At 45.6% G+C, this 23,956-nt stretch carries 18 protein-coding genes, 9 tRNA genes, 2 rRNA genes and 1 riboswitch; of the genes, 3 read left to right on the top strand and 26 right to left on the bottom strand.

Features of this window, described 5'->3' with window-relative positions; all coding sequences use genetic code 11:
- Window positions 1–3 precede the first annotated feature (3 nt).
- Window positions 4–108, top strand: a riboswitch (SAM riboswitch).
- 84 nt (window positions 109–192) lie between these two features.
- Window positions 193–1,509: a Na+/H+ antiporter NhaC family protein gene (locus BHE18_RS01860; protein WP_071617025.1), complete on the top strand. Its 1,317-nt coding sequence runs from the start codon at window positions 193–195 to the stop codon at window positions 1,507–1,509.
- A gap of 46 nt (window positions 1,510–1,555) precedes the next feature.
- Here BHE18_RS01860 and BHE18_RS01865 read toward each other — a convergent pair whose 3' ends face one another.
- The 6 genes from BHE18_RS01865 to BHE18_RS01890 form a co-directional block, all read right to left on the bottom strand.
- Entirely contained in the window at window positions 1,556–2,314 is a 759-nt protein-coding gene (locus BHE18_RS01865) for a (S)-benzoin forming benzil reductase (protein WP_071617026.1), read from the bottom strand.
- A 139-nt stretch (window positions 2,315–2,453) separates the two neighbouring features.
- Complete coding sequence (locus tag BHE18_RS01870) at window positions 2,454–3,821, bottom strand: LVIVD repeat-containing protein (RefSeq protein WP_071617027.1); 1,368 nt, start codon at window positions 3,819–3,821, stop codon at window positions 2,454–2,456.
- A 225-nt stretch (window positions 3,822–4,046) separates the two neighbouring features.
- Window positions 4,047–4,517, bottom strand: coding sequence for a helix-hairpin-helix domain-containing protein (locus BHE18_RS01875; protein WP_071617028.1), 471 nt, complete (start codon window positions 4,515–4,517; stop codon window positions 4,047–4,049).
- 16 nt (window positions 4,518–4,533) lie between these two features.
- Window positions 4,534–6,249: an ABC transporter permease subunit gene (locus BHE18_RS01880; RefSeq protein ID WP_171910638.1), complete on the bottom strand. Its 1,716-nt coding sequence runs from the start codon at window positions 6,247–6,249 to the stop codon at window positions 4,534–4,536.
- Window positions 6,250–6,986: 737 nt separating this feature from the next.
- Complete coding sequence (locus BHE18_RS01885; protein ID WP_071617030.1) at window positions 6,987–7,571, bottom strand: DNA-3-methyladenine glycosylase; 585 nt, start codon at window positions 7,569–7,571, stop codon at window positions 6,987–6,989.
- An 85-nt stretch (window positions 7,572–7,656) separates the two neighbouring features.
- Window positions 7,657–8,712, bottom strand: a complete 1,056-nt coding sequence (locus BHE18_RS01890) for a DmpA family aminopeptidase (RefSeq protein ID WP_071617031.1) — start codon at window positions 8,710–8,712, stop codon at window positions 7,657–7,659.
- 406 nt (window positions 8,713–9,118) lie between these two features.
- On the opposite strand from BHE18_RS01890, the gene liaG reads away from it, so the two are divergent.
- Entirely contained in the window at window positions 9,119–9,982 is an 864-nt protein-coding gene (gene liaG / locus BHE18_RS01895) for a LiaG family protein (RefSeq protein ID WP_071617032.1), read from the top strand.
- 43 nt (window positions 9,983–10,025) lie between these two features.
- Here liaG and BHE18_RS01900 read toward each other — a convergent pair whose 3' ends face one another.
- The 8 genes from BHE18_RS01900 to sigW all read right to left on the bottom strand — a co-directional run bounded on the left by BHE18_RS01900 (window position 10,026) and on the right by sigW (window position 20,552).
- Window positions 10,026–10,724, bottom strand: a complete 699-nt coding sequence (locus BHE18_RS01900; protein WP_071617045.1) for a YqcI/YcgG family protein — start codon at window positions 10,722–10,724, stop codon at window positions 10,026–10,028.
- Window positions 10,725–10,854: 130 nt separating this feature from the next.
- Entirely contained in the window at window positions 10,855–13,050 is a 2,196-nt protein-coding gene (locus BHE18_RS01905; RefSeq protein WP_071617033.1) for an FUSC family protein, read from the bottom strand.
- Between the two features lie 268 nt (window positions 13,051–13,318).
- A complete protein-coding gene (gene glmS, locus BHE18_RS01910) occupies window positions 13,319–15,121 on the bottom strand; it encodes a glutamine--fructose-6-phosphate transaminase (isomerizing) (RefSeq protein ID WP_071617034.1) in 1,803 nt (600 codons plus the stop codon).
- 511 nt (window positions 15,122–15,632) lie between these two features.
- Window positions 15,633–16,982: a phosphoglucosamine mutase gene (gene glmM / locus BHE18_RS01915; RefSeq protein ID WP_071617035.1), complete on the bottom strand. Its 1,350-nt coding sequence runs from the start codon at window positions 16,980–16,982 to the stop codon at window positions 15,633–15,635.
- Between the two features lie 25 nt (window positions 16,983–17,007).
- Window positions 17,008–18,252: a CdaR family protein gene (locus BHE18_RS01920; protein ID WP_071617036.1), complete on the bottom strand. Its 1,245-nt coding sequence runs from the start codon at window positions 18,250–18,252 to the stop codon at window positions 17,008–17,010.
- The gene (gene cdaA / locus BHE18_RS01925) at window positions 18,245–19,081 is read right to left on the bottom strand and encodes a diadenylate cyclase CdaA (protein WP_071617037.1); all 837 of its coding nucleotides are present in this window, start codon (window positions 19,079–19,081) and stop codon (window positions 18,245–18,247) included. The genes BHE18_RS01920 and cdaA overlap by 8 nt, the downstream gene beginning before the upstream one ends.
- A gap of 244 nt (window positions 19,082–19,325) precedes the next feature.
- The gene (locus BHE18_RS01930; RefSeq protein WP_071617038.1) at window positions 19,326–19,973 is read right to left on the bottom strand and encodes an anti-sigma factor family protein; all 648 of its coding nucleotides are present in this window, start codon (window positions 19,971–19,973) and stop codon (window positions 19,326–19,328) included.
- Window positions 19,974–19,988: 15 nt separating this feature from the next.
- A complete protein-coding gene (gene sigW / locus BHE18_RS01935; protein ID WP_071617039.1) occupies window positions 19,989–20,552 on the bottom strand; it encodes an RNA polymerase sigma factor SigW in 564 nt (187 codons plus the stop codon).
- A 168-nt stretch (window positions 20,553–20,720) separates the two neighbouring features.
- On the opposite strand from sigW, the gene BHE18_RS01940 reads away from it, so the two are divergent.
- On the top strand, window positions 20,721–20,885 hold the full coding sequence (locus BHE18_RS01940; protein ID WP_071617040.1) for an aspartyl-phosphate phosphatase Spo0E family protein: 165 nt from the start codon (window positions 20,721–20,723) through the stop codon (window positions 20,883–20,885).
- A gap of 88 nt (window positions 20,886–20,973) precedes the next feature.
- Here the strand turns inward: BHE18_RS01940 and rocF are convergent, their stop codons facing one another.
- From rocF to BHE18_RS02000, 12 genes are all read right to left on the bottom strand, one after another.
- Entirely contained in the window at window positions 20,974–21,876 is a 903-nt protein-coding gene (gene rocF, locus BHE18_RS01945) for an arginase (protein ID WP_071617041.1), read from the bottom strand.
- A gap of 574 nt (window positions 21,877–22,450) precedes the next feature.
- Window positions 22,451–22,526 (bottom strand) — tRNA-Ala (locus BHE18_RS01950).
- Between the two features lie 54 nt (window positions 22,527–22,580).
- Window positions 22,581–22,653 (bottom strand) — tRNA-Lys (locus BHE18_RS01955).
- Between the two features lie 4 nt (window positions 22,654–22,657).
- Window positions 22,658–22,732, bottom strand: a tRNA-Gln gene (locus BHE18_RS01960).
- A gap of 59 nt (window positions 22,733–22,791) precedes the next feature.
- A tRNA-Tyr gene (locus BHE18_RS01965) sits at window positions 22,792–22,875 on the bottom strand.
- Between the two features lie 14 nt (window positions 22,876–22,889).
- Window positions 22,890–22,965, bottom strand: a tRNA-Thr gene (locus BHE18_RS01970).
- A gap of 128 nt (window positions 22,966–23,093) precedes the next feature.
- Window positions 23,094–23,169: transfer RNA gene (locus tag BHE18_RS01975), tRNA-Val, on the bottom strand.
- Between the two features lie 38 nt (window positions 23,170–23,207).
- Window positions 23,208–23,282: transfer RNA gene (locus tag BHE18_RS01980), tRNA-Glu, on the bottom strand.
- Between the two features lie 25 nt (window positions 23,283–23,307).
- Window positions 23,308–23,380, bottom strand: a tRNA-Thr gene (locus BHE18_RS01985).
- Window positions 23,381–23,382: 2 nt separating this feature from the next.
- Window positions 23,383–23,457, bottom strand: a tRNA-Asn gene (locus BHE18_RS01990).
- A gap of 9 nt (window positions 23,458–23,466) precedes the next feature.
- Window positions 23,467–23,583 (bottom strand): 5S ribosomal RNA (gene rrf, locus BHE18_RS01995).
- Between the two features lie 247 nt (window positions 23,584–23,830).
- Window positions 23,831–23,956: ribosomal RNA gene (locus BHE18_RS02000) — 23S ribosomal RNA — on the bottom strand; the annotation flags it as partial.

Genomic DNA, 23,956 nt, shown 5'->3' on the forward strand with positions numbered 1-23,956 from the left:
TTCTTCTTATCAAGAGAGACGGAGGGACTGGCCCTGTGATGTCTCGGCAGCGGACTCATTTTGAGTGCTGTGCCACATCCAGCAAGCATGATGCTTGAAAGATAAGGGGAGTGTTTCTTTTATTGGAAACCTCTTCTTGCCCAAGAAGAGGTTTTTTATTTTCCTACACCATATGCCAAAGGAGTTGTTCGAATGTTTAACGAAAAAGGAAATCTTCTGGCGTTACTGCCATTAGTCATATTTGTTGCACTGTTTCTGGGTGCGGGAATCATTTCAGGTGATTTCTATGCATTCCCGGTACTCGTTTCCATCATCATCGCAGCCGTAGCGGCGTTGCTTATGAACCGAAAAGAGTCACTGAATGCGAAAGTGGAGCGTTTCGCTAAAGGGGCGGGACATCCTGATATCATGATCATGGTGTTCATCTTCCTTTTAGCAGGGGCATTCTCCGGTGTCGCTGAGAAAATGGGTGCTGTTGATTCTACCGTGAACCTGGCTTTAACTGTACTTCCTGAAAACCTTCTGATCGTTGGTTTGTTCATCATTGCGGCGTTTGTTTCACTATCCATGGGTACCTCAATGGGTACGATCGCAGCACTTGCGCCAATCGGTGTCGGAATCAGCAGCGGCACGGACATCAGCATGCCTGTCGCGATGGCAACAGTCATCGGGGGTGCGATGTTCGGTGATAATCTCTCTTTCATTTCCGATACAACGATCGCAGCAGTGCGCACGCAGAAAACAGAAATGAAAGATAAGTTCAAAGTGAATTTCTTCATCGTCCTGCCTGCAGCCATTCTGACGATGGTCATCTTGTTCTTTATCACGGCAGGCAATCAGTCTGCGGTTGAAGCAGGCACGTATGACTGGGTGAAGATCCTCCCTTATCTTGGAGTCATCATCGGGGCATTGGCAGGATTAAACGTGTTTGTCGTGTTATTCGGCGGCATCGTTCTTTCAGGCATCATCGGGTTCGCGGATGGCAGCTTTACGCCTTCCAGCTATTTCGGAAGCATTGCCGACGGCATGACTGGTATGGCTGAAATCGTCATTCTTACCGTCCTGATTGGAGGCGTTGTGGAACTGATCCGTTATAACGGCGGCATTCAGGCGCTGCTTTATCTTGCAACACGCAAGATCCTCTCGCCAAAAGGGGCACAGCTGGCAACGGCCGGTCTTGTAAGCTCAACGAATCTTTGTACGGCGAATAATACAATCTCTATCATCATTGCTGGTCCGCTTGCGAAAGAAATCGGCGAAAATTACGGCGTCGACGCACGTAAGTCTGCCAGTATTCTCGATATCTTCTCCTGCTCCGTTCAAGGACTGATCCCATATGGAGCCCAGGCGCTGCTCGTCGCAGAAACAGCAGGAATCTCGCCCTTAAGTGTTATTCCATATGCTTTCTATCCGATCCTGACAGCAGTATGCGGATTGGTCGCGATCCGATTTGCCCTGCCGAAGTTCACGCGTGCAAAGGCGCATAAGGCAAGCACTGCACGCTCATAATGGAAAAAGAGACAAATCCGAATTAAGGATTTGTCTCTTTTTTTGTTTATAACAAGTCATTCACATGATATAGTTTCCCGGATTCCACATCTGTTTCGGTTACAAGATCCACAAGGGCGCCTGCTACTGTATCCGCACTTCTCAGCATCCCCTGCTCCTTATATCGCTTGAAGTTTTCTACGTCTGCGAAAGCTTTCTCAGAAGAAGAACGGATGGTTCCCTGCATATCCGTGTCCATCACTCCCGGACTGAACGCAATCACTTTGTGGCGGCTGCCCTTTTTCGAAAGCTCAAGGCTGACGGTTTCAGTCATCATATTGATTCCGGCCTTGGTGGAACAGTAGGTACTCCACCCGTAGACAGGCCTGCTTCCCGCTCCCGAACTCACATTGACCATGATCAGCTGGCTTTTTTCCGAATCTTGCAAGGCTCTCAGCATTTCGTTGGTTATAATCATGGGGGACAGCAGATTGACATTCACACTTTTTTCAAGATCCGCATTCTCCACCTGCCCCGAAGGATTGATTGGTGTCACCACACCGGCATTCTGAATCAAAAAGATGCGTTCGGCATTGGAGTTCAATGCGATTTCCCCTGCCTTCTTCGCCGCCTTCCCTGCTTCCTCCGGATTGGAAAGGTCGCATGGCACGTACTCGCAGGAGACTCCTTCTCCTTCACACATTTCCTTTAATTCGTCATGATCTGACCGTGAAATATTGATGAGTGAAATCCCCTTTTCAATGAAGAGCTTTGCGATTGACTCCCCGAGTCCCCTGGTGGCACCCGTTACGATTGCATAATCCATCCTATCCTCTCCTTTCTTATATGAATTGATTATATAGGAGACATTTTAAATCACAAAAACTTTTGACTTCTTACACCTTCAATTCAGAATCGCTCACTCAAAAAAGCTCCACGATACTTAATCGTGGAGCTTTTTATCGTTACTCAGGTTTATTACTTTTTTGAAGCACTTTCAAGCCTGATCCCATATCTGAGGCAAGAATGTAGTTTCGGTCGGCGAACACACCCCAGATAAACGAGTTCTCCGGAACGTAGCGGCCAATCTCTGTTGGTGTCGCAGGGTCTGTAATGTCCACCGCTCTTACGCCGCCTGCATAATGGGATAAATAAAGAGTATTCCCGACGACTTTGGGGTCATGGACAGTATTTGCGAATGTTACCCCATCTTCCACCTCATCAACAAGATCCGTCTTGAAATTGCTTAAGAGCTTAGGATTTGATTTATCCTTGATATCAAAGATCCTCGTGTACCCATAGGACTCTTCATAGCCCTCCCTTTTTGGGGCATATACTTCCCTTGTTTCAACCAGCACTGTACCTCCCTTGGCAACCTGCGCCGAATGTGCAGAGCCTTGCTGGTCCGAGGCATATTCCGTTCTTCCCAAATACTCAGGGTTATCCGGGTCACTGATGTCCAGCATGATTGTCCCAAGATCCCAATAAGATAAGAAAGCAGTCTTTGCATTTTCATCTGTCATGACGCTGTGATTGAATACTGGACGAGTCTTTCCGTCCGGAGCCTCCCAGTGGTACCCATTAAAGTCATCTGCCACTTCTTCAAGCTGACGCGGGTCAAATTCATAGATGGTTTCAGGGTTGGATGGATCACTTACATCAATCAATGAGAAATCCTTCTTCTCTCCGTGTGTATAATAGTCAGCATAGTTGCTTGCTGCCAGTACGAAAGCACGGTCTCCCTGTTTGGCCAAATATAATTCATGGGTTCCCGGTGCTCTCTTATCCACCTCCCAGAATCCAAGCTTTTCAGGATGATTTGGGTCCGTAACATCATAAAGAAGAACTCCTCCTACAGAGTCAGGGTTGCTGCGATCAAGCTGTTGAACACTGACTGCTGCCAAGTCTCCATTAAAATCTTTCGTATTTACCTTCTTCACGATGACCTTCTCTGTCCATGTACCTGGAATTTCATCGCCAAATACCGCTACTTCCTCGGGGTTCGACGGATCTTTGAGATCAAATACCCGTACACCCCCGTTGCCTCCATTCTGAGTATGGGTACCAACGTAGGCAAAGCCATTATGGGCATAGACATCAGCCGTATTGTTTTGAACCCCATCTTTCTCTTCCAATTGAACCGCTGCTACTTCATGCCATCCACTAAGATTCTTGCTGCCTTCAAGTTGTGGGATCACGGCTTCTGATCCTGCACCTTCGCCTTTTTCTATGGAAATGTCATCTAATACGTCATGGGCGATCGCACCTGGTGTCATCATTGCAAGACCTAATGCTCCAATAAAAACTGATTTTAATAGAAATTTTCCTTTCACGTAACAGCCTCCCTGACTTTTTTACCATTAATTCCTTTTTATGGTTTTATATGTTTTAACACATGTATAATAGCTTGTCAGCATGTTCGAGTAAAAACAGATGAAAAGAACTAGTTATTTTTTTGAATTTTTAGATTATTTAGTCGGTAAGTCAGGATGGGCCGTCTGCTAATTGACCCATAGAAAAAAACATGCCTTATAAGACATGTTCATATCTGCTTTATTTTATTTCTTCATCGTGTCCCAAGCCTTTGTCGGCCTGTCAGGAGGATACCCGTATTTTTCCCTGTAAGCTTTTCTCTCGGCCGTGAAATCCCACCAGTTCTTGTCACTGTCAGGGTGGCTGGCATGGTGAACAACACATCTCAACGAATCTTCTACACAGGGGTCCATCCACACACCGTATTTTTTCTCGAGTGCGATAATGAGGTCTTCCCCTTTTTCATCCTTGATCTCTTCAAATGTATGAAACTGCAAATCTTCTACGACGTTGTGAGCCATGTTCGGACCGATGGAAGGAACCTGCTGAAAAATGGACATCCCCACCAGATATTGCGCTCTTTCAATCGGGATTCCCAGTCTTTCTCCCAGCTCTTCCGGGGAATAATGTTTGATTTCCTTCAATCTTATTTTCTCCCGCCGCAAGGAACTTCTTTCTTCATCTGTCAAAGGCAGTTTCGGGCTCTTACCGCTCATATTTCGAAAACTCCTTTTATCCTTTATAAGTCTGATGATTAGTCAACTTGAAATCGTCCATGACCGGATGGTACTCTTTCTTTTTCACACGCTTTCGTTTGTGCTTGATTGGTGTGTTGTTTACGAGCACACCGACCTTTTTCTGCTGGATTTCCTTTACTCCCTGGACAATGAGCTGCATCGCGATGATAGCGATCATGAAAGCTGCAAGCGGGGCAAGTACGACCCAGTATTTACCTGTCATCAGTGAATACCTTGCAGAGCTTATCAGTCCTGACCACTCAAAGGTCCCGGTCTTAGGGGGGTCAGGCATGTCTCCGCCCGTAATGATCGTTCCTCCCAAGAATAAGTGAAATAAACCTAAATGAACTAATATGAGCAGCGTTTGAATGAATTGATGGCCGAAAATAATAAATAGCCGAGGTGCCAAATGGGGGAATAAATGGGTCCAGAGCAAATGCTTATTACTTCCTCCAAGCAGCTTGGCAGAAAGAACAAAGTCTTTCTTGCCTATCAACTTCAATTCATTCCCGATAAGCACGGTGGTTAAGGGTAATACCAGTATCGTCAGCAGGATAGCTTCAAAAATCAGTCGTTCAAATATGGAATTTTGAAATCCCTGAGCAGGAGAACCCCATAATACGGGTCTCAACAATAAATAAGCAATCAAACTCAAGGGAAGGAAATGGATGGAATCCACCATTCGGTCAAGCCAGTTTTTCCGGTATTCTTTTAAATGAAAGTGATACACCACACCAAGGTAGAACCCTCCTACGACCCTTAGAAACGCAACGATCAACGCAAATAAAAGTGTATATTTAGCCCCCACAATCATTTGATCCATGATGCTGTACCCAAAGAAATCAGACCCTAAAATCATCTCTTTGGATGGAGGATGCGGCGGTGCTGAGATAATCCGCCCTTCATCATTTTTCATGTAATTAATAAAGTTGATAGGTTTTTCTTTAAACAACGGAAATATGAAACTATACACGATCATGATAAAAATCATGCTGAATCCGGCTGCAAACTTAGGGTTATGCATATGCTGCCACCATAGCTTTCTGAGGGTGGCGGCCCACAACCATATTCTCCATTCCCGGAAATGATTGCGATCTTTCTTATATTTGGTAAGGTCTTCTCCGCTTCCATCATTCACCCACAGATATACTCCTTGATATATGACAAAGAATGGGGTGAAAATGAGTATAAGGGAGACTGCAATGACAATCGGCCTGAAATCATCAGTGACGAAGTACGTTATTCCTCTCGTATTAAAGATTGTTTCAATGATGAACAGGCTTGAGAGCATGCCCCAGATAATGATTTTCCCATGGTGAAAAAAACTCGGTGACACATTTTTCATTACATGTGAGCGGAATATTTTCCATTTTGATAACCCTTTGCTTTGTGCGAATTCAATATGGGGTTTCAAAAATTCCTCTTCTGTAATTAAAAGTAGAATACGAAAAAAAGAGATAATCGGTATGACAGCGAGAGTAATCATCGGGGCAAGATATACGGTCTCTTCCCCGTAAGCGGTAAATAGCATTAACTCAATACCGGATTTTTTAAATATAAAAACAATGAATAATTGGAGAAGAAAAGCAAACATCAGATCCGGAACAGTTTCGAGCAGATTTAGAAGCTTTTTGATCGGTACAGTCAACCAGCGGGGCAGAAAGACAGTAATCAAATTTAAAATTAATGCAAGACCTAGTCCAATAGCCAAAGCTCCCCCCAAAATCTTTAAGGAGTATAGATATGTACCCCATAGAAACTCCAAAAGTTCAACAGGTTGATTCTTATAATAATAAATCCAATTTTCCGGCTCCATAAAATAAAAAATAAACTTGATGAATTCTTCGAAGTAACCTATAAAGTTATACATTCCTCTCTCAGTGAATGCTTGAGGAGCTATACTTACAGCCAGAATGCCAATTAGACCAAGAGAATAATAAAATATCAGTTTCAACGGAAACTTCAAAACCCTCATAATAATCCCCTTTTTCCTTTTTCTTCAGTTTAAATGAAGATGTAAATTTTTTCAATTTTATTTCAATTAAAACAATTTCATTTCATATGAAGTTTCTGTTCCCGTCAAATTCCTATTCAAGCGTTCTTGAAGCTTATGATCTTCTGTTATTATGCAAGCAGCTTACTCGGTTTCCCGAAAAATCGTAAAAATATTCATAAATCCCCTGTACTTTCTTTATTAAAAGTTTTTTGGACGTTTGCACGGCTTGAAAAAAGACCACATGAAAGAACGTAAATCCGTTCGAATGTGGTCGGTTGGCGCTACTAGCTCCCCTGAATGCAAGCGCCCATTTATCAGTCAGGTTCACAGCTCCCAATGCGGAAATTATCATTTTATGTAGAATAAGGTCTAATTAAGTAAAATATACCATAAAATTAGTACATTGGGATTATTCTTTCTAGTGTTTACTTGAAAATTTAGAATCCATCCGGTCACCTGGATACATAAGGGTTCCCCTTGACCCAGAAGCGCCAAGGGTAATCTCTTGCTTCACCTGAGTTATCGATCCCGATTCTTTTACCGGCTGCAATCTCTGGAGGTGCATATCCCTCCGTTATGATAAGCGGAGGCTCGGTGTAGAATCTTCCATAGTCCTCCATCGTGATCCCGAGGGCTTTCGTCAATTTACCCGGACCGCTCGTCCAGTTTTTCATCGGATGGCCCTTCCTTCGCTCTTTCATTAAGCCGAGTCCCTCCAGCGGTTCTACTGCCCTTATCAGGATGGCATTCGGCACCCCGGTTTCTGCAGCGACGACATTCACAAGACAGTGGGTATGCATCAAATATGTATAGACACGGCCGGCTTCATGGAACATGATTTCCGTCCGTTTTGTCCGGCGGTTTCCAAAGCTGTGTGCGGCCCTGTCTTCCGGACCGAGATACGCTTCTGTTTCCACTATATAACCCGAAGCGATTCCTTCTTCCGTTTCCTTCACGAGCACACATCCCAGCAAGCTCTGAGCAAGCTCCAAAGTCGGCTGCTCGTAAAATGAAAGAGGCAGCGGTATATGATTCATCGTTTTTCACTTCCTTTCAATCTTATTCTTCCTCTTATCTTTCAGGAAAAACCATTTTAAGTGCAGGTTACCATTTCCCTATTCCTTATTTCCCTAAACCGGCAAGCAGCTCCAGCGGAATGGCTTCCACAAGCCGTCCCTGCCTTCCAGTTGTTGTTTCTGCCTTTGCCAGGGCATTCCATATGGCTTCTTCAACACACTCAACAGCCATCTCGAACAGGGTAGAAATGAACTCTCCATCTTCTTTGATAAATGAATAAGAGTTTGTATTGTTTTCATCCGGTTGATGCGGGACCTTTTGGGCAGTGGAAAAGGCTAGGACAATATCACCGCTCCCGTGCGCAGCATACGATCCGGTCCTGGAAAGGCCGAATGACGCCCGCTTGGCCAGACGTTTGAGCTGTCTTTCATTCATAGGGGCGTCTGTCGCAAGAATGATCATAATTGATCCGTCAGGGACTTCCCATTCTTCTATTGTGATGCCGGTTTGGAGGGGAAGGTCCCTTAGCCTGCCGAAATTCGTCACCACTAAAGCTCCTACAGTATATTCATCCGCTCCAATTGTGTATCGCCTCGAACTTGTCCCGACGCCCCCCTTATATCCAAGACAAAGCATCCCTGTCCCCGCTCCGACACATCCTTCATCGACCAATCCGGAGCGTGCATTTCTAATCGCCTGCCCCGCGTCCTCCGCAGTCACATGAAGTCCGCGGATATCATTCAAATATCCATCATTGCACTCACCGACAAATACATTCACCGTCCCTGTCGTATCTCCTATTTCAGGGCACTCCCCCATCAAATACTCTACCGTCCCTTTCATGACATCGCCGACAGAAAGTGTATTCGTCAGCATGACCGGACTTTCCAGCACGCCCAATTCCTCGATTTGGATCGTTCCCGCCGTTTTGCCAAATCCATTGATTACATGGCTCGCTGCAAAAACCTTTTCCCTGAATAGATTTCCTTCATGGGGCAATATCGCCGTAACCCCTGTCCTGACCACTCTCCCATTTTTCTTATGATGAAGCGTTTGATGCCCCACTTTCACCCCGGGAATATCAGTGATGCTGTTATTACGCCCGCATGGGAAAGTACCGATTTCCACACCGAGGTCTCGCAGCCTTTTTCTATTCGTCATGATGAACTCCCCTTTTTAAATATTGTTGTTTACTTATTCGATTATGGACATGCGATCACCTTTTGAAAGAGGGAAACAATAGGGTTTTGGTTCTCGTAGTTGACAGGTGTGTACCTGGTACAATACCGTCTCCTTGTACCTGGTACAAATGGGTCCTTATGTACCAGGTACATCATCGGTGCAGTGTCCAAATGGATAAAGCGGGGGTGCCTGGCTCAAATCAGGGATTTTGAGCCAGGCTCAATCTCCCCATCTTGAGCCTGGCACCACTATGATTGCACCTTTTTACGCCACTACGTCTCAAGTCCGAGTGAAAAATAATACTGTAGCGGCATTGTTGCAAGGAGATGCATCGAGTACAATGATAGTATAATTTGGAAATTAAAACCAAGGCGAGGGGATGCAGATGAAAAATATATTTGCTGTCATCATAGCAATATTGGCGTTAGGGGCACTTTACACTATCTTAAATGACCAGACATCGTTGTTTGCCAAAGAAAACAAATCAGGGGATTCCATAGAAGTCACAAAAGATATCGATTCACTTGAGCTGATGCTTGAAAGCGGGGAAACGGAAATCATTCCAACAGATACAGATGAAGTGAAAGTCGAAATCGACGGGAAAGGAAAGCTCTCACTGAAAGAAAAGGGAAATGCAATCGAAGTCCAGGTTAAACACAAATGGTATCAATGGATCTCCTTTAATCGGAAATCGGATATCATCGTTTATATTCCAAAGGATTATGATCGCAGCATGACTATAGAGCTCGGTTCCGGGGAAATGGATTTTACAGGAGGCACTGAATCGGCTCCTATGAAGATGGAGGAACTAACGGTCAAAATGGGTTCAGGCGACATGGAACTTGCAAACCTTGAAACGAAACGATTCCAGCATAATGGCTCATCAGGTGATTTTACTGCCACTCATCTAAAAACGGAAGACGGAATGGTGGATCTCAGTTCAGGTGATGTCCAACTTTCACATTATGAAGGGCCGCTTAAAGGCGACGTGTCTTCCGGCGAACTCTCTGTCATGATGAAAAAGCTGACAGGTGATATTGAGTTGGATGTCAGTTCAGGCGACGTAAACCTGGACCTCCCTGATGATGCTGACTTTGAAATCGAAGGGCGTGCAAGCAGCGGCGATATTTCCACTAGCTTTCCATTAAAAAATAAATCCAAAGAGGATGGCGGCCTGTCCGGCACGGCAGGAAACGGAAAGTATGAAGTAAAAGCTTCTGTCTCCAGCGGCAGTGTGGATATTTATTAGGGAACGCCATAAAAAAGTGTCAGGCATCTGCCTGACACTTTTTTTACGCTTTATGATGAAATGGACATTTGCCCTCGATAGGTTCTATATCATCACCGATGAAATACTGCTTCCACTCCCGGTGCTCAGGATCTCCGTAGTGGCTGATATTGGGATGCTTAGGAAGTCCATCCCATTTCTCCACCCGCTCCCTTACTTTCTCGCGGGACATGATTCCGCCTTTGGAGGTGCCTTCAAGCCCTTCAAATATTCTTCTCGGCTGAAACCCTAATACCATGCTGTTACCTAGATCCCGCGTTTTCCTCTGCTTATAGGCAGGGGTATTGCCGAAAACGAAATAAGGCTCTTCGGCAAATGAAAAGGCCCATAAATGGTGATCGGGATCTTCCGGATAATCCGCGGGCCATGGTTTCTCATCCTTCTCATGAAGGAACTGAAGGATATTCCAGAAATAGTCCCGGTAATAAGGGATATCCTTCTCTTCTTTCTCAGGTTCGACAAATAGGAAAAAACCATGGCGTATGAGCCTCTCCCCTTCCGGTATATCGAATAGAGAATTGAATTCCTCAAGGGTATCGGGAAGGTGCGCCCAGTCATCATGGCTGATGTAGGAGTATCGCAGCTCCCCTTTTTTCTCGCCTGTCATCCCGAAATAGCAGGGGAATGTCTTGTCCGTGACCACTTCATGAAACTTCTTGTATTCCTCTATCACCCACTGAGGCACTACCTCAGGATCGACCATATCTTCTTTCGTGAATAAAAAACTTCTTTTGACTGACACAACTGTCACCTCACATTTTTACATATGGTAGTTTGTACCCTTATTAGAGCAGATGTAAACAAACCCTTGAAGTAAAAAGGAGAAAACCGCCTCAGCCGTTTTCTCCTTTTGCTTCAATCACCTCTGCCCCGACATCTTTTCCGATGGCGAGGATCGACTGGTTGATGCGCCAGACATAGTAGAGATGGTGGATAATATCGAATTGTGATTGAAGCCTGCTCGGGGCAATTTTTTCAATTGCAGCGCGTTCTCCGTTCAGGCTCATAAGCTGCCCTTTACTCTCCGTCCCTTTCAACATTGCGCGAAGGGTTTCTATATTACCGGTCAGCTTTTTTTCCGTTTCTTCCAGGATGGCAGTGATCTGCTCAGTCACTTTCGGATCCGCTTTCCTGTTCGATGAAGCCAGCAGATGTTTCGCGTAATAGTTGATGGCAGTCGTCACCGTGATCCATCTCCCGATACCCGACCGTGTCAGCGCCCCCGGTCTCTGGAGGATCGATGCCGCTTCGTCCCTCACAGCCTGCAGCTTTTGATCAAGGTCGAATGCCTGATCGGCAAGAGGTGTACTTTCACTTTTCATAAAGCTCTTTAAGTAAGAGGAGACATAGCTTTCGAGCTCATCAAAAAACTCATCAAGGGAGTCACCGACCTTATCCCTTGTTTTCTTCGGCAGGACAAAAGCGGATACACTGAGGGCGATAACTGCACCGGCAATCGTATCGAGCACCCTTGCTCCCATCAACTGGACGCTGATACCGCCCAAAAGCAAGTCATACATCAGGGCGATGAGCATCGTGATAAATAAACTCATCATCGTATACGAAACGGAAAATAAATAGAGCGCCAGAAATAAGACCAGGAATAGCAGGAAGACTTCAAGTTCGGATTGTCCGGACACGAGCCTTGCAGCACCAAAGCCTATGATCGCCCCGATCACCGTACCGACTGAACGCTGGAATCCTTTCATATAAGTCCTGCCTACCGACTCCGTGCCGATCTGAATGATAAACGTAGTCAGGAGCACCCAGTATGGCTGGGTCGGGGAGATGATTTCACCAACGATGATTGCCAGGGTCCCGGCGACAAGCGCCTGTATCCCCTTTCTCGTCTGCGGCTTCAGTGACCGGTCTTTATCTGTTTCTTCTTCTTTTTCTTCCGGTTTTTCCTCAGCTGCTTCTTCAGCTGCTTTCATTTCGCTCCTAGGTGCTTTCAGCGATTCCTGAATCGTGAGGGCTGCTTCCAGCACATGATTGGCAATGGATTCGATCCTCCTTAAAAGGTATACACCCTTAGGCTTGTCTTCTTGATTAAGAAGCTCTGTCAAGAGCATCCTGAGTCCCTGAATCGCTTTTTCCGCTTCCTCCAAATTGTGAGGCTCATAATTATGGGCAAGCACATCAGCATCCCGCAGTGAGCGGATGACCCAGATCAACAGGCGCCTCACTTCAATCGATTCCAATGCATCGAGTTCCTTCAGCTTTCTGAGCGACTCCGTCAGTGTCTGCACAAGCATCTCCGTATCGAATACATATAACCGCAGCTGGGACGATTCAATACCGGGCCATAGTTTCTTCAAATCCTCATCATTGATTTCAGAGGATACAATTCTGGCATAATCATTCAATCGGTTTACATTTCGATATAGAATCTTCCTTCTCTTCCCGCTCGTCCCCGGATCTTCTATCATTTTAATGAGGATCGTGAAGGTCAGGTTCGATTGGATATGAAAAGAACGCATGCTCCTTCTCAGAACGTGGACAGACCCCCTAAAGAGGACAAAGCTGTAAACATATGCATATACCGCCCCGATGACGATCCCTATATAAAACCACATAAGATGCGCAGCATCCAGCTGCAGGATGAACGACATATAGATGGCCATAAACCCTGCCATCCCCATTGAAAAATAGCGGATAGCAAACCTTGAAAAGTAAAAGGCTGAAAAGATCACGAGCACCATCATACCATTTACGAGAAGACTGTGATGTGCAAGCAGGGATCCAATCGTGATCCCGAGAGTGACCGAAACCCCGATTAAGATCGTCGTCACTTTCTTTTTCGCCTCGGTGTCATCCATCACGATCATCACTCCGAGCATGCCGACCAAACCTGCCACAATGGCCGGGGTGATCGTCGGATAATCCCATATATTGAGGAGAAAAAGCGTCGTGAACACAGCGGAGATCAAACTGATCGTCGCCTTCCCCGCCTGCTGAAACCTCTTCCTTCCCGGGTCTGATGCCAGAAATCTCCCCAGCCATACATGCTGTCTATGTAAATGCTTCATTTTCTATCAACCCTCTGCCCTCAATGCTGATTTCTTATATCGTACCCTTCTCAATAAAAAAGTAACCTGGACTGACTTAGTCAGCAGGTTACTCTTTGTGTTGGTGCAACATAAGGGACGATTCCTTTATGTTATTTTTCCGATTATACGGGTTTTCGTTCATACGGTAAAGCAATATGCTTATAATTGAAATACGCGGGAAAATCTCTCCAAATTAAAAACCCATTACCGCTGATAACAAGCAGTAATGGGCCTTATCTATATTTCCTTACTCAACCGTAACCGACTTGGCAAGGTTACGCGGCTTATCTACATCGCAGTCGCGGTGCAGGGCAGCGTAGTAAGAAATCAATTGTAACGGAATGACAGAGATAAGAGGTGTTAACATTGGGTTAACCTCTGGGATGACGAAGCGGTCTTCTTCGTCTTCTAAGCCTTTCATTGAAATGATGCAAGGGTTCGCTCCACGAGCCACTACCTCTTTCACATTTCCACGAATACTTAAGTTTACAGCTTCCTGCGTTGCAAGAGCGACAACCGGTGTTCCTTCTTCGATAAGGGCGATAGTACCGTGCTTAAGCTCTCCTCCGGCAAATCCTTCAGCTTGGATATAAGAGATTTCTTTAAGCTTCAGTGAACCCTCAAGACCTACATAGAAGTCAAGGGAACGGCCGATAAAGAAGCAGTTGCGTGTTGTTGACAGATATTCGCGAGCGATTTCCTCGAATTCTTCCTTCGTGTCGCAAAGTGCTTCCATGGCAGTTGCCACGATTCCAAGCTCCTGGATCAAATCGAAGTCCTGGACAGTGCCGCAAGATTGGCCAGTTACGTGAGCCAGGATTGCCAATACAGCCAGTTGAGCTGTGTACGCTTTTGTAGAAGCTACTGCAATTTCAGGTCCCGCGTGAAGAAGAAGTGTGTAATCCGCTTCACGGGATAGAGTGGATCCTGCTACGTTTGTAATCGTAAGCGCTTTGTGGCCCATCTCTTTGACTTGAACGAGAACGGCACGGCTGTCAGCCGTTTCACCGCTTTGAGAAATAAAGATGAATAATGGCTTCTCGGATAGAAGCGGCATATTGTAGTTGAATTCACTCGCAACATGGACTTCAACAGGGATACCGGCGCTCTTCTCGATGAATTGCTTTCCGACAAGACCGGCGTGGTAGCTTGTTCCGGCAGCGATGATGTAGATGCGGTCCGCTTCTTTCATGGCACCGACAATCGGCTCATCGATGTGAAGCTCGTTGTTCTCGTTTTGGTATGCCTGGATGATTTTACGCATGACCAATGGCTGCTCATCGATTTCTTTCAGCATGTAATGTGGATATGTTCCTTTTTCGATGTCACTTGCATCGATTTCAGCTGTGTAAGGAGCACGTTCCATTACTTCCCCGATCAGGTTTTGGATTTCAACCTTCTCTTTTGTCACGATGACCATTTCTTTATCCATCAGTTCAACGAATTGATCTGTTACCTGGATCATTGCCATAGCATCACTTGCCACGACGTTGAAGCCTTCACCAAGACCTACAAGCAGCGGGCTCTTGTTTTTGCCGACAAAGATCGTTTCATCGTTTTCAGCATCCAACAACGCGATTGCATAAGAACCTTTAAGCAGCATCAATGTCTGACGGAACGCTTCATCTACAGCATTTCCTTCTTCAACAAGCTTCTCGATCAATTGAACGATGATTTCTGTATCCGTTTCACTTTTGAACTCGACATCAGTCAGATATTGACGCTTTAGCTGTGAGTAGTTCTCGATCACACCGTTATGAACGATAGTAAAACGGCCTGAAGTGCTTTGATGAGGGTGAGCATTCACCTGGCTTGGTACACCATGTGTCGCCCAGCGTGTGTGCCCGATCCCCGTGTTGCTTGCTACGTTCTCATCAACGATTCTGCGTAGATCTGCGATGCGTCCTTTTTCCTTGAAGACGTGAATCCCTTCAGCATTCTGAACGGCAATACCTGCAGAATCATAACCGCGGTACTCAAGCTTCTCAAGACCTTTTAATAAAATTTCCTTTGTATCTGAATTTCCGATATATCCTACGATACCACACATAATTAAATATCCTCCCTGAATGAAAAGGGGGCAAGATATCTTTTGGGGACAGCCTGCCCCCTTATCTCAATTGTCATAAATTTTTTAGTAAGTCACTGCTTATCTTCCCTTTGTGCACCAAGTTGCCTCGATGTTTTAAGAAAGAATCTTACGGCTCCGTAACTTTAAAGAACCGGGAGGCATCCGCCGAACACTCGATTGAACCTCCACCTCGTCAACTAAACGGCTCTCTTCCGTTTAGTCCTGGCGCTTTATTTACGTTTTATGAACAATCCACCTTTCTCTATTTAAATAAAAGGTATTGGTTTCCAAATTATTTGAAAATCAAAAACAAAATCATCATACACCAGCAGTAACTGCTGCGTCAATAAAAATATAAACGCCGGACAAAGTTGTTACCACATTGTTAACTTCCCGCAACAGATTGTTCATAAACTCATTATTTAAAAAATCTCACATTATTAAATATGCACAAGGGGTGCAAAATGTACCCCTTGTGCATAAAAACGGTTTATTCGTTTAAACCCATTTCTTCTTTTACCACATGCGCAATCTCATCGACGTATTGTGCACATAATTCTTCAGTCGGAGCTTCTGCCATCACGCGTACGAGCGGCTCTGTGCCAGACGGGCGGACAAGGATACGGCCGTTCCCGTTCATTTCCTCTTCCACTTTTCCAATCACGTTTTTCACCTTTTCATTGTCGGTTACATGGTGCTTGTCAGTTACACGCACATTCACAAGCTTCTGAGGGAACTTCTTCATTTCCCCTGCAAGCTCGGACAATGATTTCCCGGTCACCTTCATGATATTCACCAGTTGAATACCTGTTAAAAGCCCGTCACCGGTGGTGTTATAATCAAGGAAGATGATATGACCTGACTGTTCTCCGCCTAGATTATATCCGTTTGTCTTCATTTCTTCTACTACATAGCGGTCACCGACTGCTGTCTGGATGCTTTGGATCCCGTGCTCTTCAAGCCCCTTATGGAACCCAAGATTACTCATGACAGTGGATACAACGGTCGATTGCTTCAATCTGCCTTCAGACTTAAGGTATTTACCGCAGATATACATGATTTGATCGCCGTCTACAATCGTTCCGTGCTCGTCCACGGCGATGATCCGGTCCCCGTCGCCGTCAAACGCAAGTCCGACATCGGCGCCTTTTTCCTTCACCATTTCTGCAAGTGCTTCCGGATGGGTCGATCCGACTCCTTCATTAATATTCAATCCGTCAGGGGACGCGCCCATGGTGGAAATATCCGCATCAAGATCAGCAAACAAGTGAGTCGCCAAAGAAGAAGTCGCCCCATGTGCGCAGTCCAGCGCGATATGTAAACCATCGAAATCTTCGTCCACAGTCTGCTTCAGATACTGAAGATACTTCTGTCCGCCTTCGAAATAATCGCTTACCTGGCCAAGATCTGCACCAGTAGGGCGCGGCAGGCTGTCTTCAGTTTGATCCAGCAGCTCTTCGATTTCCAGCTCTTGATCATCTGATAGTTTAAAACCGTCGGGACCGAAGAATTTAATTCCATTATCCGCAACTGGATTATGAGACGCAGAAATCATCACTCCAGCCTGGGCACCAAGCGCTTTCGTCAAGTAGGATACTCCCGGAGTCGAGATGACGCCGAGACGCATCACTTCCGCTCCGATCGAGAGCAGGCCGGCAACGAGTGCCCCTTCAAGCATATGCCCGGAAATACGGGTATCTCTTCCGATCAGGATTTTTGGACGTGTCGCATCCTTTGTCAGTACATAACCGCCGAATCGGCCAAGTCTAAATGCCAATTCCGGTGTCAATTCTGCATTCGCTACACCTCGTACACCATCTGTTCCAAAATACTTACCCATTGAAATTCTCTCCTTTTCACAGCTCTTATGCTGAAGTGTTCTTTTCTTTAATCTGTATTTTCACTGTATCTTGAGATAACGTCCAATCTACACTTTCAGGACCTTTCGCATCAATTTCAACTTCATGCTCGCCGGGTTCGAGACCCGTCAGATCCAGTGCCAGGTTGAAATCTTCTTTTGATATTTTCTCGACTTCCCCGTTCTCTCCCGTTAAGGTGGCATCGACCGCTCCACCCTCAGGCTCCAGGATTGTCACCTCGTATTCTTCTCCCAGGCCTTCAGGCGTTAGTTCTAGACCCGATAGTTCTTTCTCGGTGCTCGTGGTTACGTCTACATTGACCTTCACTTCTTCAGGCGCAACTTTATTTAAACCATCCTTTAACGACAACGGTACAGTGAGGGTCGTATCTTTTTTTATCTCACTTAAATCGACTTCAGCTGTAAGCTCCTCGATCGTATCCAACACTTCCTGCCTTCCGAAAACGTCGGCCGTTTCGGGTTCGACCGTTATGGACTCTAGGGTCACACCTTCCGGTAAGGAACCTTTTTTATTGACGGTAACCGGGACTGCCTTGCTCGGGTTCACCACCGACACGGTGACATCCACCACTTCCGGCTCAATTTGGACATTCAATTTATTGTACTCACGGTCAAGCACCTGAACTTTCGCTTCTCTTGTAACATTTTCATTTATCTCACCCTCTATATCCAGGGTGGCTTTTACATAGGCAATCTGATCAATCTGACTCTTGGCCCCGGTCACTTTGACCGTCTTCGGATTGACTGACAAACCTTCCGCTTCAAATCCGTTTGAAAGGACTCCTGAATTGAACTCAGGTTCCACTCCAAACTCTTCAGTCACTTTTTCCTCAACGGTGACCGTTACAAACTCAGGATTGATCTTCACATCCAGTTTGTCCGAGATATTATCGATCTCGACAGGGACTTGATGCTCCCCGATCCCAACGTCATTCAAATCGACATATACTTGAAAATCCTTTAATGTCTTCGTCGGCTGTACGATCGACTTCGGACCGTCGACCGTCAAATTGACTGTTTCGGGCAGCCCTGAGACGACAAGGTTCTCTGAATCATAAAACACTTCGAGCGGTATATCCTGGATGGTATCAAAAGACGTCTGAGGATTTCCGCTCCCGCTGTTGGATGCGGTCTTCTGGATATCATCAAAATTGACTGATAAATAAAGGATGAAGGCCAGGAGTAATCCAACGACGCGCATAAACCATCTTGATTCCATGAATTTATCCATTTTCTTTCTTCCCCCTCCAGCTCCATTTTGATGAGGAAGCACTCGTCTTATCGCCTATCAATTCCACTGTCATCATTTCCTTGAATCGATCGATTGACAGGTCGCGGTGCAGCTCTCCATTCTTGGTGATGGAGATTGCCCCCGTTTCTTCCGATACGACAATGGTGATACTGTCGGTCACTTCACTCACCCCAAGGGCTGCCCTGTGCCTCGTACCAAGTTCCTTTGAAATGAAAGGACTCTCCGAAAGCGGCAGGTAGCACGCTGCTGCAGCGATCTGGCGTTTCTGGATGATCACCGCGCCATCGTGAAGGGGCGTGTTAGGGATAAAAATATTGATAAGCAGTTGAGAAGTGATCTTGGCATCGATCGCGATGCCCGTTTCTATGTAGTCACTCATCCCGGTTTCCCTTTCAATGGAAAGAAGGGCTCCGATCCGGCGTTTCGCCATATAGCTGACCGCCTTCGTCATGGACTCGATCATCTGCTCCTGCTCCTCTTCCTCCTGCATGCCGGTACGGGAGAATAAATGTCCCCGTCCAAGCTGCTCCAACGCCCGGCGCAATTCAGGCTGGAAGATGATGATGATCGCTAGGAAACCCCAGGTGAGCGCCTGCTCCATCATCCACCCTAATGTATCGAGGCCGAAGATGCTGCTGAGTCCCCTGACGATGATAATCACAAAGATACCTTTTAATAATTGGACTGCCTTGGTACCCTTGATCAGCATGATTAATTTATAAATAACAAACCATACCACAAGAATGTCTACGATATCCGAGACATAATCCAGGGCAGAGTAATCTGAAAATAGATCGATAAACGGCATATTACATCCTCCAATAGCTTAATCGAAAGCGTAAGCCGCCATGTGGCTTCTTTTTTCGTAACCAATATATTATAGCACAATCCCACTCTGTTACAGAAAAGAACCCCATGACTCTTTATAATTAAAAATTACCAAATACCTTACTTAAAGTATTCCGCAAAAAAACTGACATGAAACAAGGAAATTCCCCGCATGTCAGCCCATCAGGGACGAACATGCAGCGCTTCGTCCCTTTCATCATATCTTACTTTTCATCAAGTTGCGAATTTCCCCATTCAACTAAATCTTTTGCCCCGCTTTTGATCTGGTACCAAAGCCACTCGAAAGCCGCATCGATTTCCTTAATTTCCCCTGTAACCGTTCCGGCTGAAGCCAAGTATTGATTATTGTTGAGGACCGTTCCATTGATGACGGTTACGTCACCTGTGACTTTTCCTTCTATTCTAACGTCTCCGTTGCGGACCGTTAAATCTCCCTTGACCACTTTACCTTCGGGAACCACAACGGTATGGTCCTGTACGACCAGCGCCTCATCTTTCGTAAAGGAGAAGTCCTGTTGATCATTCCATGAGGCAAAGACGCTTCCCGTCATAAAGAAGATGAATAAAGCAGCCGCTGTCATCAACGGATGGTGGCGGAGCCACCTCTGCACGCCAACCTTCTTCTTCTCCTTCGGTAATCTGTCCATCACTTTATTAGTAAAATCATCAGGTGCACTGATGTGTGAGGTACTCTGTACAAATGCAATCGCTTTTTTCAGCTCATGAAAGTGATGCTGGCACTCCTCACACTGCTGCAAATGATGCTTTAATTCATGTTCATTTTCACTTGATATGTCACCGTCTAGATAATCGTGCATATAGTCGATCATTTCTTCAGGACAAGTTTTCATTACCACTCACCCTCTCTATAGAGATTTTAATTGTTTACGAAGAGCTTCCCGCCCTCTATGTACCCTTGTTTTGACAGTACCCAAAGGCATATCCAGTATTTCACTGATTTCCTGCAGCGGCAATTCTTCGATATATTTTAACACGATGACCGATCGATATTTCTCCGGCAGTTTGGAAATTTCCTTCTGTATCGTTTCCTGAAGCTCCATGTTTTCAACTTCATCCTCAGGCATTTGCACATCGGCCGCAACCTGAGAATACATCGTCAGCCCATCCGTTCCTGCCACCTCTGCATCCAGATAATAATCCGGCTTCTTTTTCCTGATCCTGTCGATGCAAAGATTCGTCGCGATCCGGAACAGCCATGTCGAGAACTTCCTATTCTGATTAAAGGTTTCGATATTGACATACGCCCTGATAAACGCCTCCTGGGCTATATCTTCAGCTTCATGCCGGTTGCCGAGCATACGGAAACATATTTGAAACACTTTATCCTTGTAAAGCTCAACTAATTCCGCAAAAGCACTTTGATCGCCTTTTAATACTTGTTTTATCCGTTTCTTCACTAATACTTCCATCTCTGTTATACCTCCGCTCTATGCGGCTATATTTATATACGTTACACTCTATAGAAAGGTTTCATTTTTTTCATAATATAATCCTAACAAATTTTTGCTTAAAAATGTTTACATTTTATTGAAAAGGGGTATAAAAGGACTAATATTTAATGTACTGGGGGATTCACCATGAGTGGAAGGGTTAATAAAGAGCTGCTGTATCAAATTGAAGACTGTCGTCGCCAAATGGTAGAACTCGCAAAAGAGTCATCATACGCCGATGAAAAAGTCGTACATTTAAGTACGCGACTGGACAATCTGTTAAATCAATACCAATTAGTCAAACAAAATTGAAAGAAGATAGAAAAAGGCTGAAAACCTGTTTGGAGGTTTTCAGCCTTCTTTGTTTGTTACTTCCACGAGAGGGCTGCCCCTCCCATGATTAGAGTAGTTTTTCCCCGAACAATGACCCCATCAGGGCAACGGCTACAGTTGCCGTCTTATTTTTCTCATCAAGGATCGGATTTACTTCCACAAATTCTGCAGATGTAATGATCTTCGCCTCTTCAAGCATTTCCATGGCCAGGTGGCTTTCACGGTAGCTGATGCCGCCAAGAACCGGTGTACCCACTCCCGGTGCATCGCTTGGATCCAAACCATCAAGATCAAGGGACAGATGCACTCCGTCCGTCCTGTCTTTCAAGTAAGTAATTGCATCTTCCATTACCTTCGCCATACCCATGCGATCCACTTCATGCATCGTATACACCTTGATGCCTTTTTCCTTAATAAGTTCCCGCTCTCCTTCATCCAGGGAACGTGCCCCGATGATAACGATATTCTCAGGCTTTATTTTAGGCGCGCTGCCTCCGATGCTGGTCAAGTCTTCATGACCGATGCCGAGACTCACAGCCAGCGGCATTCCATGGATATTTCCTGATGGAGATGTATCACCTGTGTTCAAATCGCCGTGTGCATCATACCAGATGACCCCGAGATTCTCATAGTGTTTGGAAACACCGGCAAGCGTACCGATCGCTATACTATGATCCCCTCCGAAAATCAACGGGAAATCACCGCTTGAAATCACTTCATCAACTGTTGATGCAAGCTTCCCGCCAGCTTCAGCAACCGCTTTCAAATTTCTCAAATTAGTATCCGGATTATTATGTACACGCTCAGCCTGGCCAATTTCAATATCGCCGAGATCCTTTATTTCATACCCCAGATTTTCAAGTCTTTCGACAACCCCCGCATAGCGGATCGCACTTGGCCCCATGTCGACCCCTCGTCTCATCTGTCCCAGATCCATTGGTACTCCGATGATTGATATGTTTTTGTTCATGTAAATTCCTCCAATCCCAATTATCTGAATCTTTCTCTATTGTATCTTGATAGTGATGGATGACTCAACTGGACAGGATTTTGTATATATATGCGGTTGGGGAGGGGTTTTTGGAAGAATGTGAGGAGGTAGGTTTTCGTTTGGCTGGTGATTGGAGTTGGACTGGCTTTGGAGGTGGTCCCGTAGGTCCTGTTTCGGTTTCATAAAGATTTTTCGACAAGTGGCGCAATTATCAGGGAAAGGGGCGCAATAAACTGGAAAGGGGCGCAATTATCCGGAAAGTGGCTCAATAATCCAGATACCGGCGCAATAATTTACATATCGGCAAAATTATCAGCCAAACCGGCACTATTCTTTATTGGAGGAAGTCAGAAACCATGAATCTCATACGTATTTTGACTAAAATCCGGCTAACTAATCAACAATGAAGGCCGCTTAACCTCTAAATCAGACAAAATTCTCTCTGAGATGAAGGGTTTTACCATCGCACTCTACATTTCCCCCGCTGCCTGACACATGCCAAATAAAAAAACCCCAACTCTATAAAAGAATTGAGGTTCTAATGTCGTATGTATGGTGGAGCCTAGCGGGATCGAACCGCTGACCTCCTGCGTGCAAAGCAGGCGCTCTCCCAGCTGAGCTAAGGCCCCATTTTAGGTATAAGAATTTCTCACATCCATGGGTAAGATGTGAGAAATTTTTGATGAGCCATGAAGGACTCGAACCTTCGACCCTCTGATTAAAAGTCAGATGCTCTACCAACTGAGCTAATGGCTCTGGGTGGCTGGGCTAGCTGGATTCGAACCAACGCATGTCGCAGTCAAAGTGCGATGCCTTACCGCTTGGCTATAGCCCAATAATGTGACATAAAAAAGGGACATTACTAATATGTCCATTTCATTTCTAAATATACAATGGTGGAGGGGGGCAGATTCGAACTGCCGAACCCGAAGGAGCGGATTTACAGTCCGCCGCGTTTAGCCACTTCGCTACCCCTCCACAATGAGAGAAAATGGTGCCGGCAAGAGGACTTGAACCCCCAACCTACTGATTACAAGTCAGTTGCTCTACCAGTTGAGCTACACCGGCGTGTTTAGTTTTAAAGGGTTGTCCCTCTACTGAGCTTAGTAAAGGAAGGAAAGATATTTTACTCCCGCTCACGCTTCGTAAAAATTAAGGAAGATTCTTTTACTCCGCTCACGCTTCGTAAAAAATCATGGTGGAGGATGACGGGATCGAACCGCCGACCCTCTGCTTGTAAGGCAGATGCTCTCCCAGCTGAGCTAATCCTCCAGTATGTATGGTGAGTTCTTTTCGCTTACGTAGAAAAATGGTGACCCGTACGGGATTCGAACCCGTGTTACCGCCGTGAAAGGGCGGTGTCTTAACCGCTTGACCAACGGGCCAATCTATATCGTTTAAAAAAATAAAAGCTTCCAACCGGGCTCGAACCGGTGACCTCTTCCTTACCATGGAAGCACTCTACCTGCTGAGCTATGGAAGCAATGGCTCCGCAGGCAAGATTCGAACTTGCGACCGATCGGTTAACAGCCGATAGCTCTACCACTGAGCTACTGCGGAATGATTATAGCCTGGCGACGTCCTACTCTCACAGGGGGAGATCCCCCAACTACCATCGGCGCTGAAGAGCTTAACTTCCGTGTTCGGCATGGGAACGGGTGTGACCTCTTCGCCATAGTCACCAGACAATATTGCTTACAATGACAAATATTATTATATAATATTTTCAATGAATTTCAAGGGTAAATTTAAAATTTATTCCCTGAAAACTAGATAAAGGATTGATGTCAAGAATACCGGTATCGTATAACCCAGCTCCGGCGGCTAGAGACTCGAGGTCATTTCCGTGTCAGTCAGCTGAGGGAAGAACGCCCTCTTCTGCCTGCCCCGAAAATGCTTGTCGTCTCTGAACGAGCCGCCTCCGCTTTTTCGTTTGGTTAAGTCCTCGATCGATTAGTATCAGTCAGCTCCACATGTCGCCATGCTTCCACCTCTAACCTATCTACCTGGTCATCTTCCAGGGATCTTACTCACATAAAGTGATGGGAAATCTCATCTC

This window comes from Rossellomorea aquimaris, from assembly GCF_001877785.1.
Lineage (GTDB): Bacteria > Bacillota > Bacilli > Bacillales > Bacillaceae_B > Rossellomorea > Rossellomorea aquimaris_A.

What these genes read in the sequence shown, in the direction of transcription:
- BHE18_RS01920 (WP_071617036.1), bottom strand. Translation starts at nt 18,252, where the DNA reads ATGGATAAATTCATGGAATCAAGATGGTTTATGCGCGTCGTTGGATTA.
- BHE18_RS01900 (WP_071617045.1), bottom strand. Translation starts at nt 10,724, where the DNA reads ATGGTCGATCCTGAGGTAGTGCCTCAGTGGGTGATAGAGGAATACAAG.
- glmS (WP_071617034.1), bottom strand. Translation starts at nt 15,121, where the DNA reads ATGTGTGGTATCGTAGGATATATCGGAAATTCAGATACAAAGGAAATT.
- liaG (WP_071617032.1), top strand. Translation starts at nt 9,119, where the DNA reads ATGAAAAATATATTTGCTGTCATCATAGCAATATTGGCGTTAGGGGCA.
- BHE18_RS01865 (WP_071617026.1), bottom strand. Translation starts at nt 2,314, where the DNA reads ATGGATTATGCAATCGTAACGGGTGCCACCAGGGGACTCGGGGAGTCA.
- BHE18_RS01890 (WP_071617031.1), bottom strand. Translation starts at nt 8,712, where the DNA reads ATGACGAATAGAAAAAGGCTGCGAGACCTCGGTGTGGAAATCGGTACT.
- sigW (WP_071617039.1), bottom strand. Translation starts at nt 20,552, where the DNA reads ATGGAAGTATTAGTGAAGAAACGGATAAAACAAGTATTAAAAGGCGAT.
- BHE18_RS01905 (WP_071617033.1), bottom strand. Translation starts at nt 13,050, where the DNA reads ATGAAGCATTTACATAGACAGCATGTATGGCTGGGGAGATTTCTGGCA.
- BHE18_RS01930 (WP_071617038.1), bottom strand. Translation starts at nt 19,973, where the DNA reads ATGAAAACTTGTCCTGAAGAAATGATCGACTATATGCACGATTATCTA.
- BHE18_RS01860 (WP_071617025.1), top strand. Translation starts at nt 193, where the DNA reads ATGTTTAACGAAAAAGGAAATCTTCTGGCGTTACTGCCATTAGTCATA.
- BHE18_RS01875 (WP_071617028.1), bottom strand. Translation starts at nt 4,517, where the DNA reads ATGAGCGGTAAGAGCCCGAAACTGCCTTTGACAGATGAAGAAAGAAGT.
- BHE18_RS01940 (WP_071617040.1), top strand. Translation starts at nt 20,721, where the DNA reads ATGAGTGGAAGGGTTAATAAAGAGCTGCTGTATCAAATTGAAGACTGT.
- BHE18_RS01885 (WP_071617030.1), bottom strand. Translation starts at nt 7,571, where the DNA reads ATGAATCATATACCGCTGCCTCTTTCATTTTACGAGCAGCCGACTTTG.
- cdaA (WP_071617037.1), bottom strand. Translation starts at nt 19,081, where the DNA reads ATGCCGTTTATCGATCTATTTTCAGATTACTCTGCCCTGGATTATGTC.
- rocF (WP_071617041.1), bottom strand. Translation starts at nt 21,876, where the DNA reads ATGAACAAAAACATATCAATCATCGGAGTACCAATGGATCTGGGACAG.
- glmM (WP_071617035.1), bottom strand. Translation starts at nt 16,982, where the DNA reads ATGGGTAAGTATTTTGGAACAGATGGTGTACGAGGTGTAGCGAATGCA.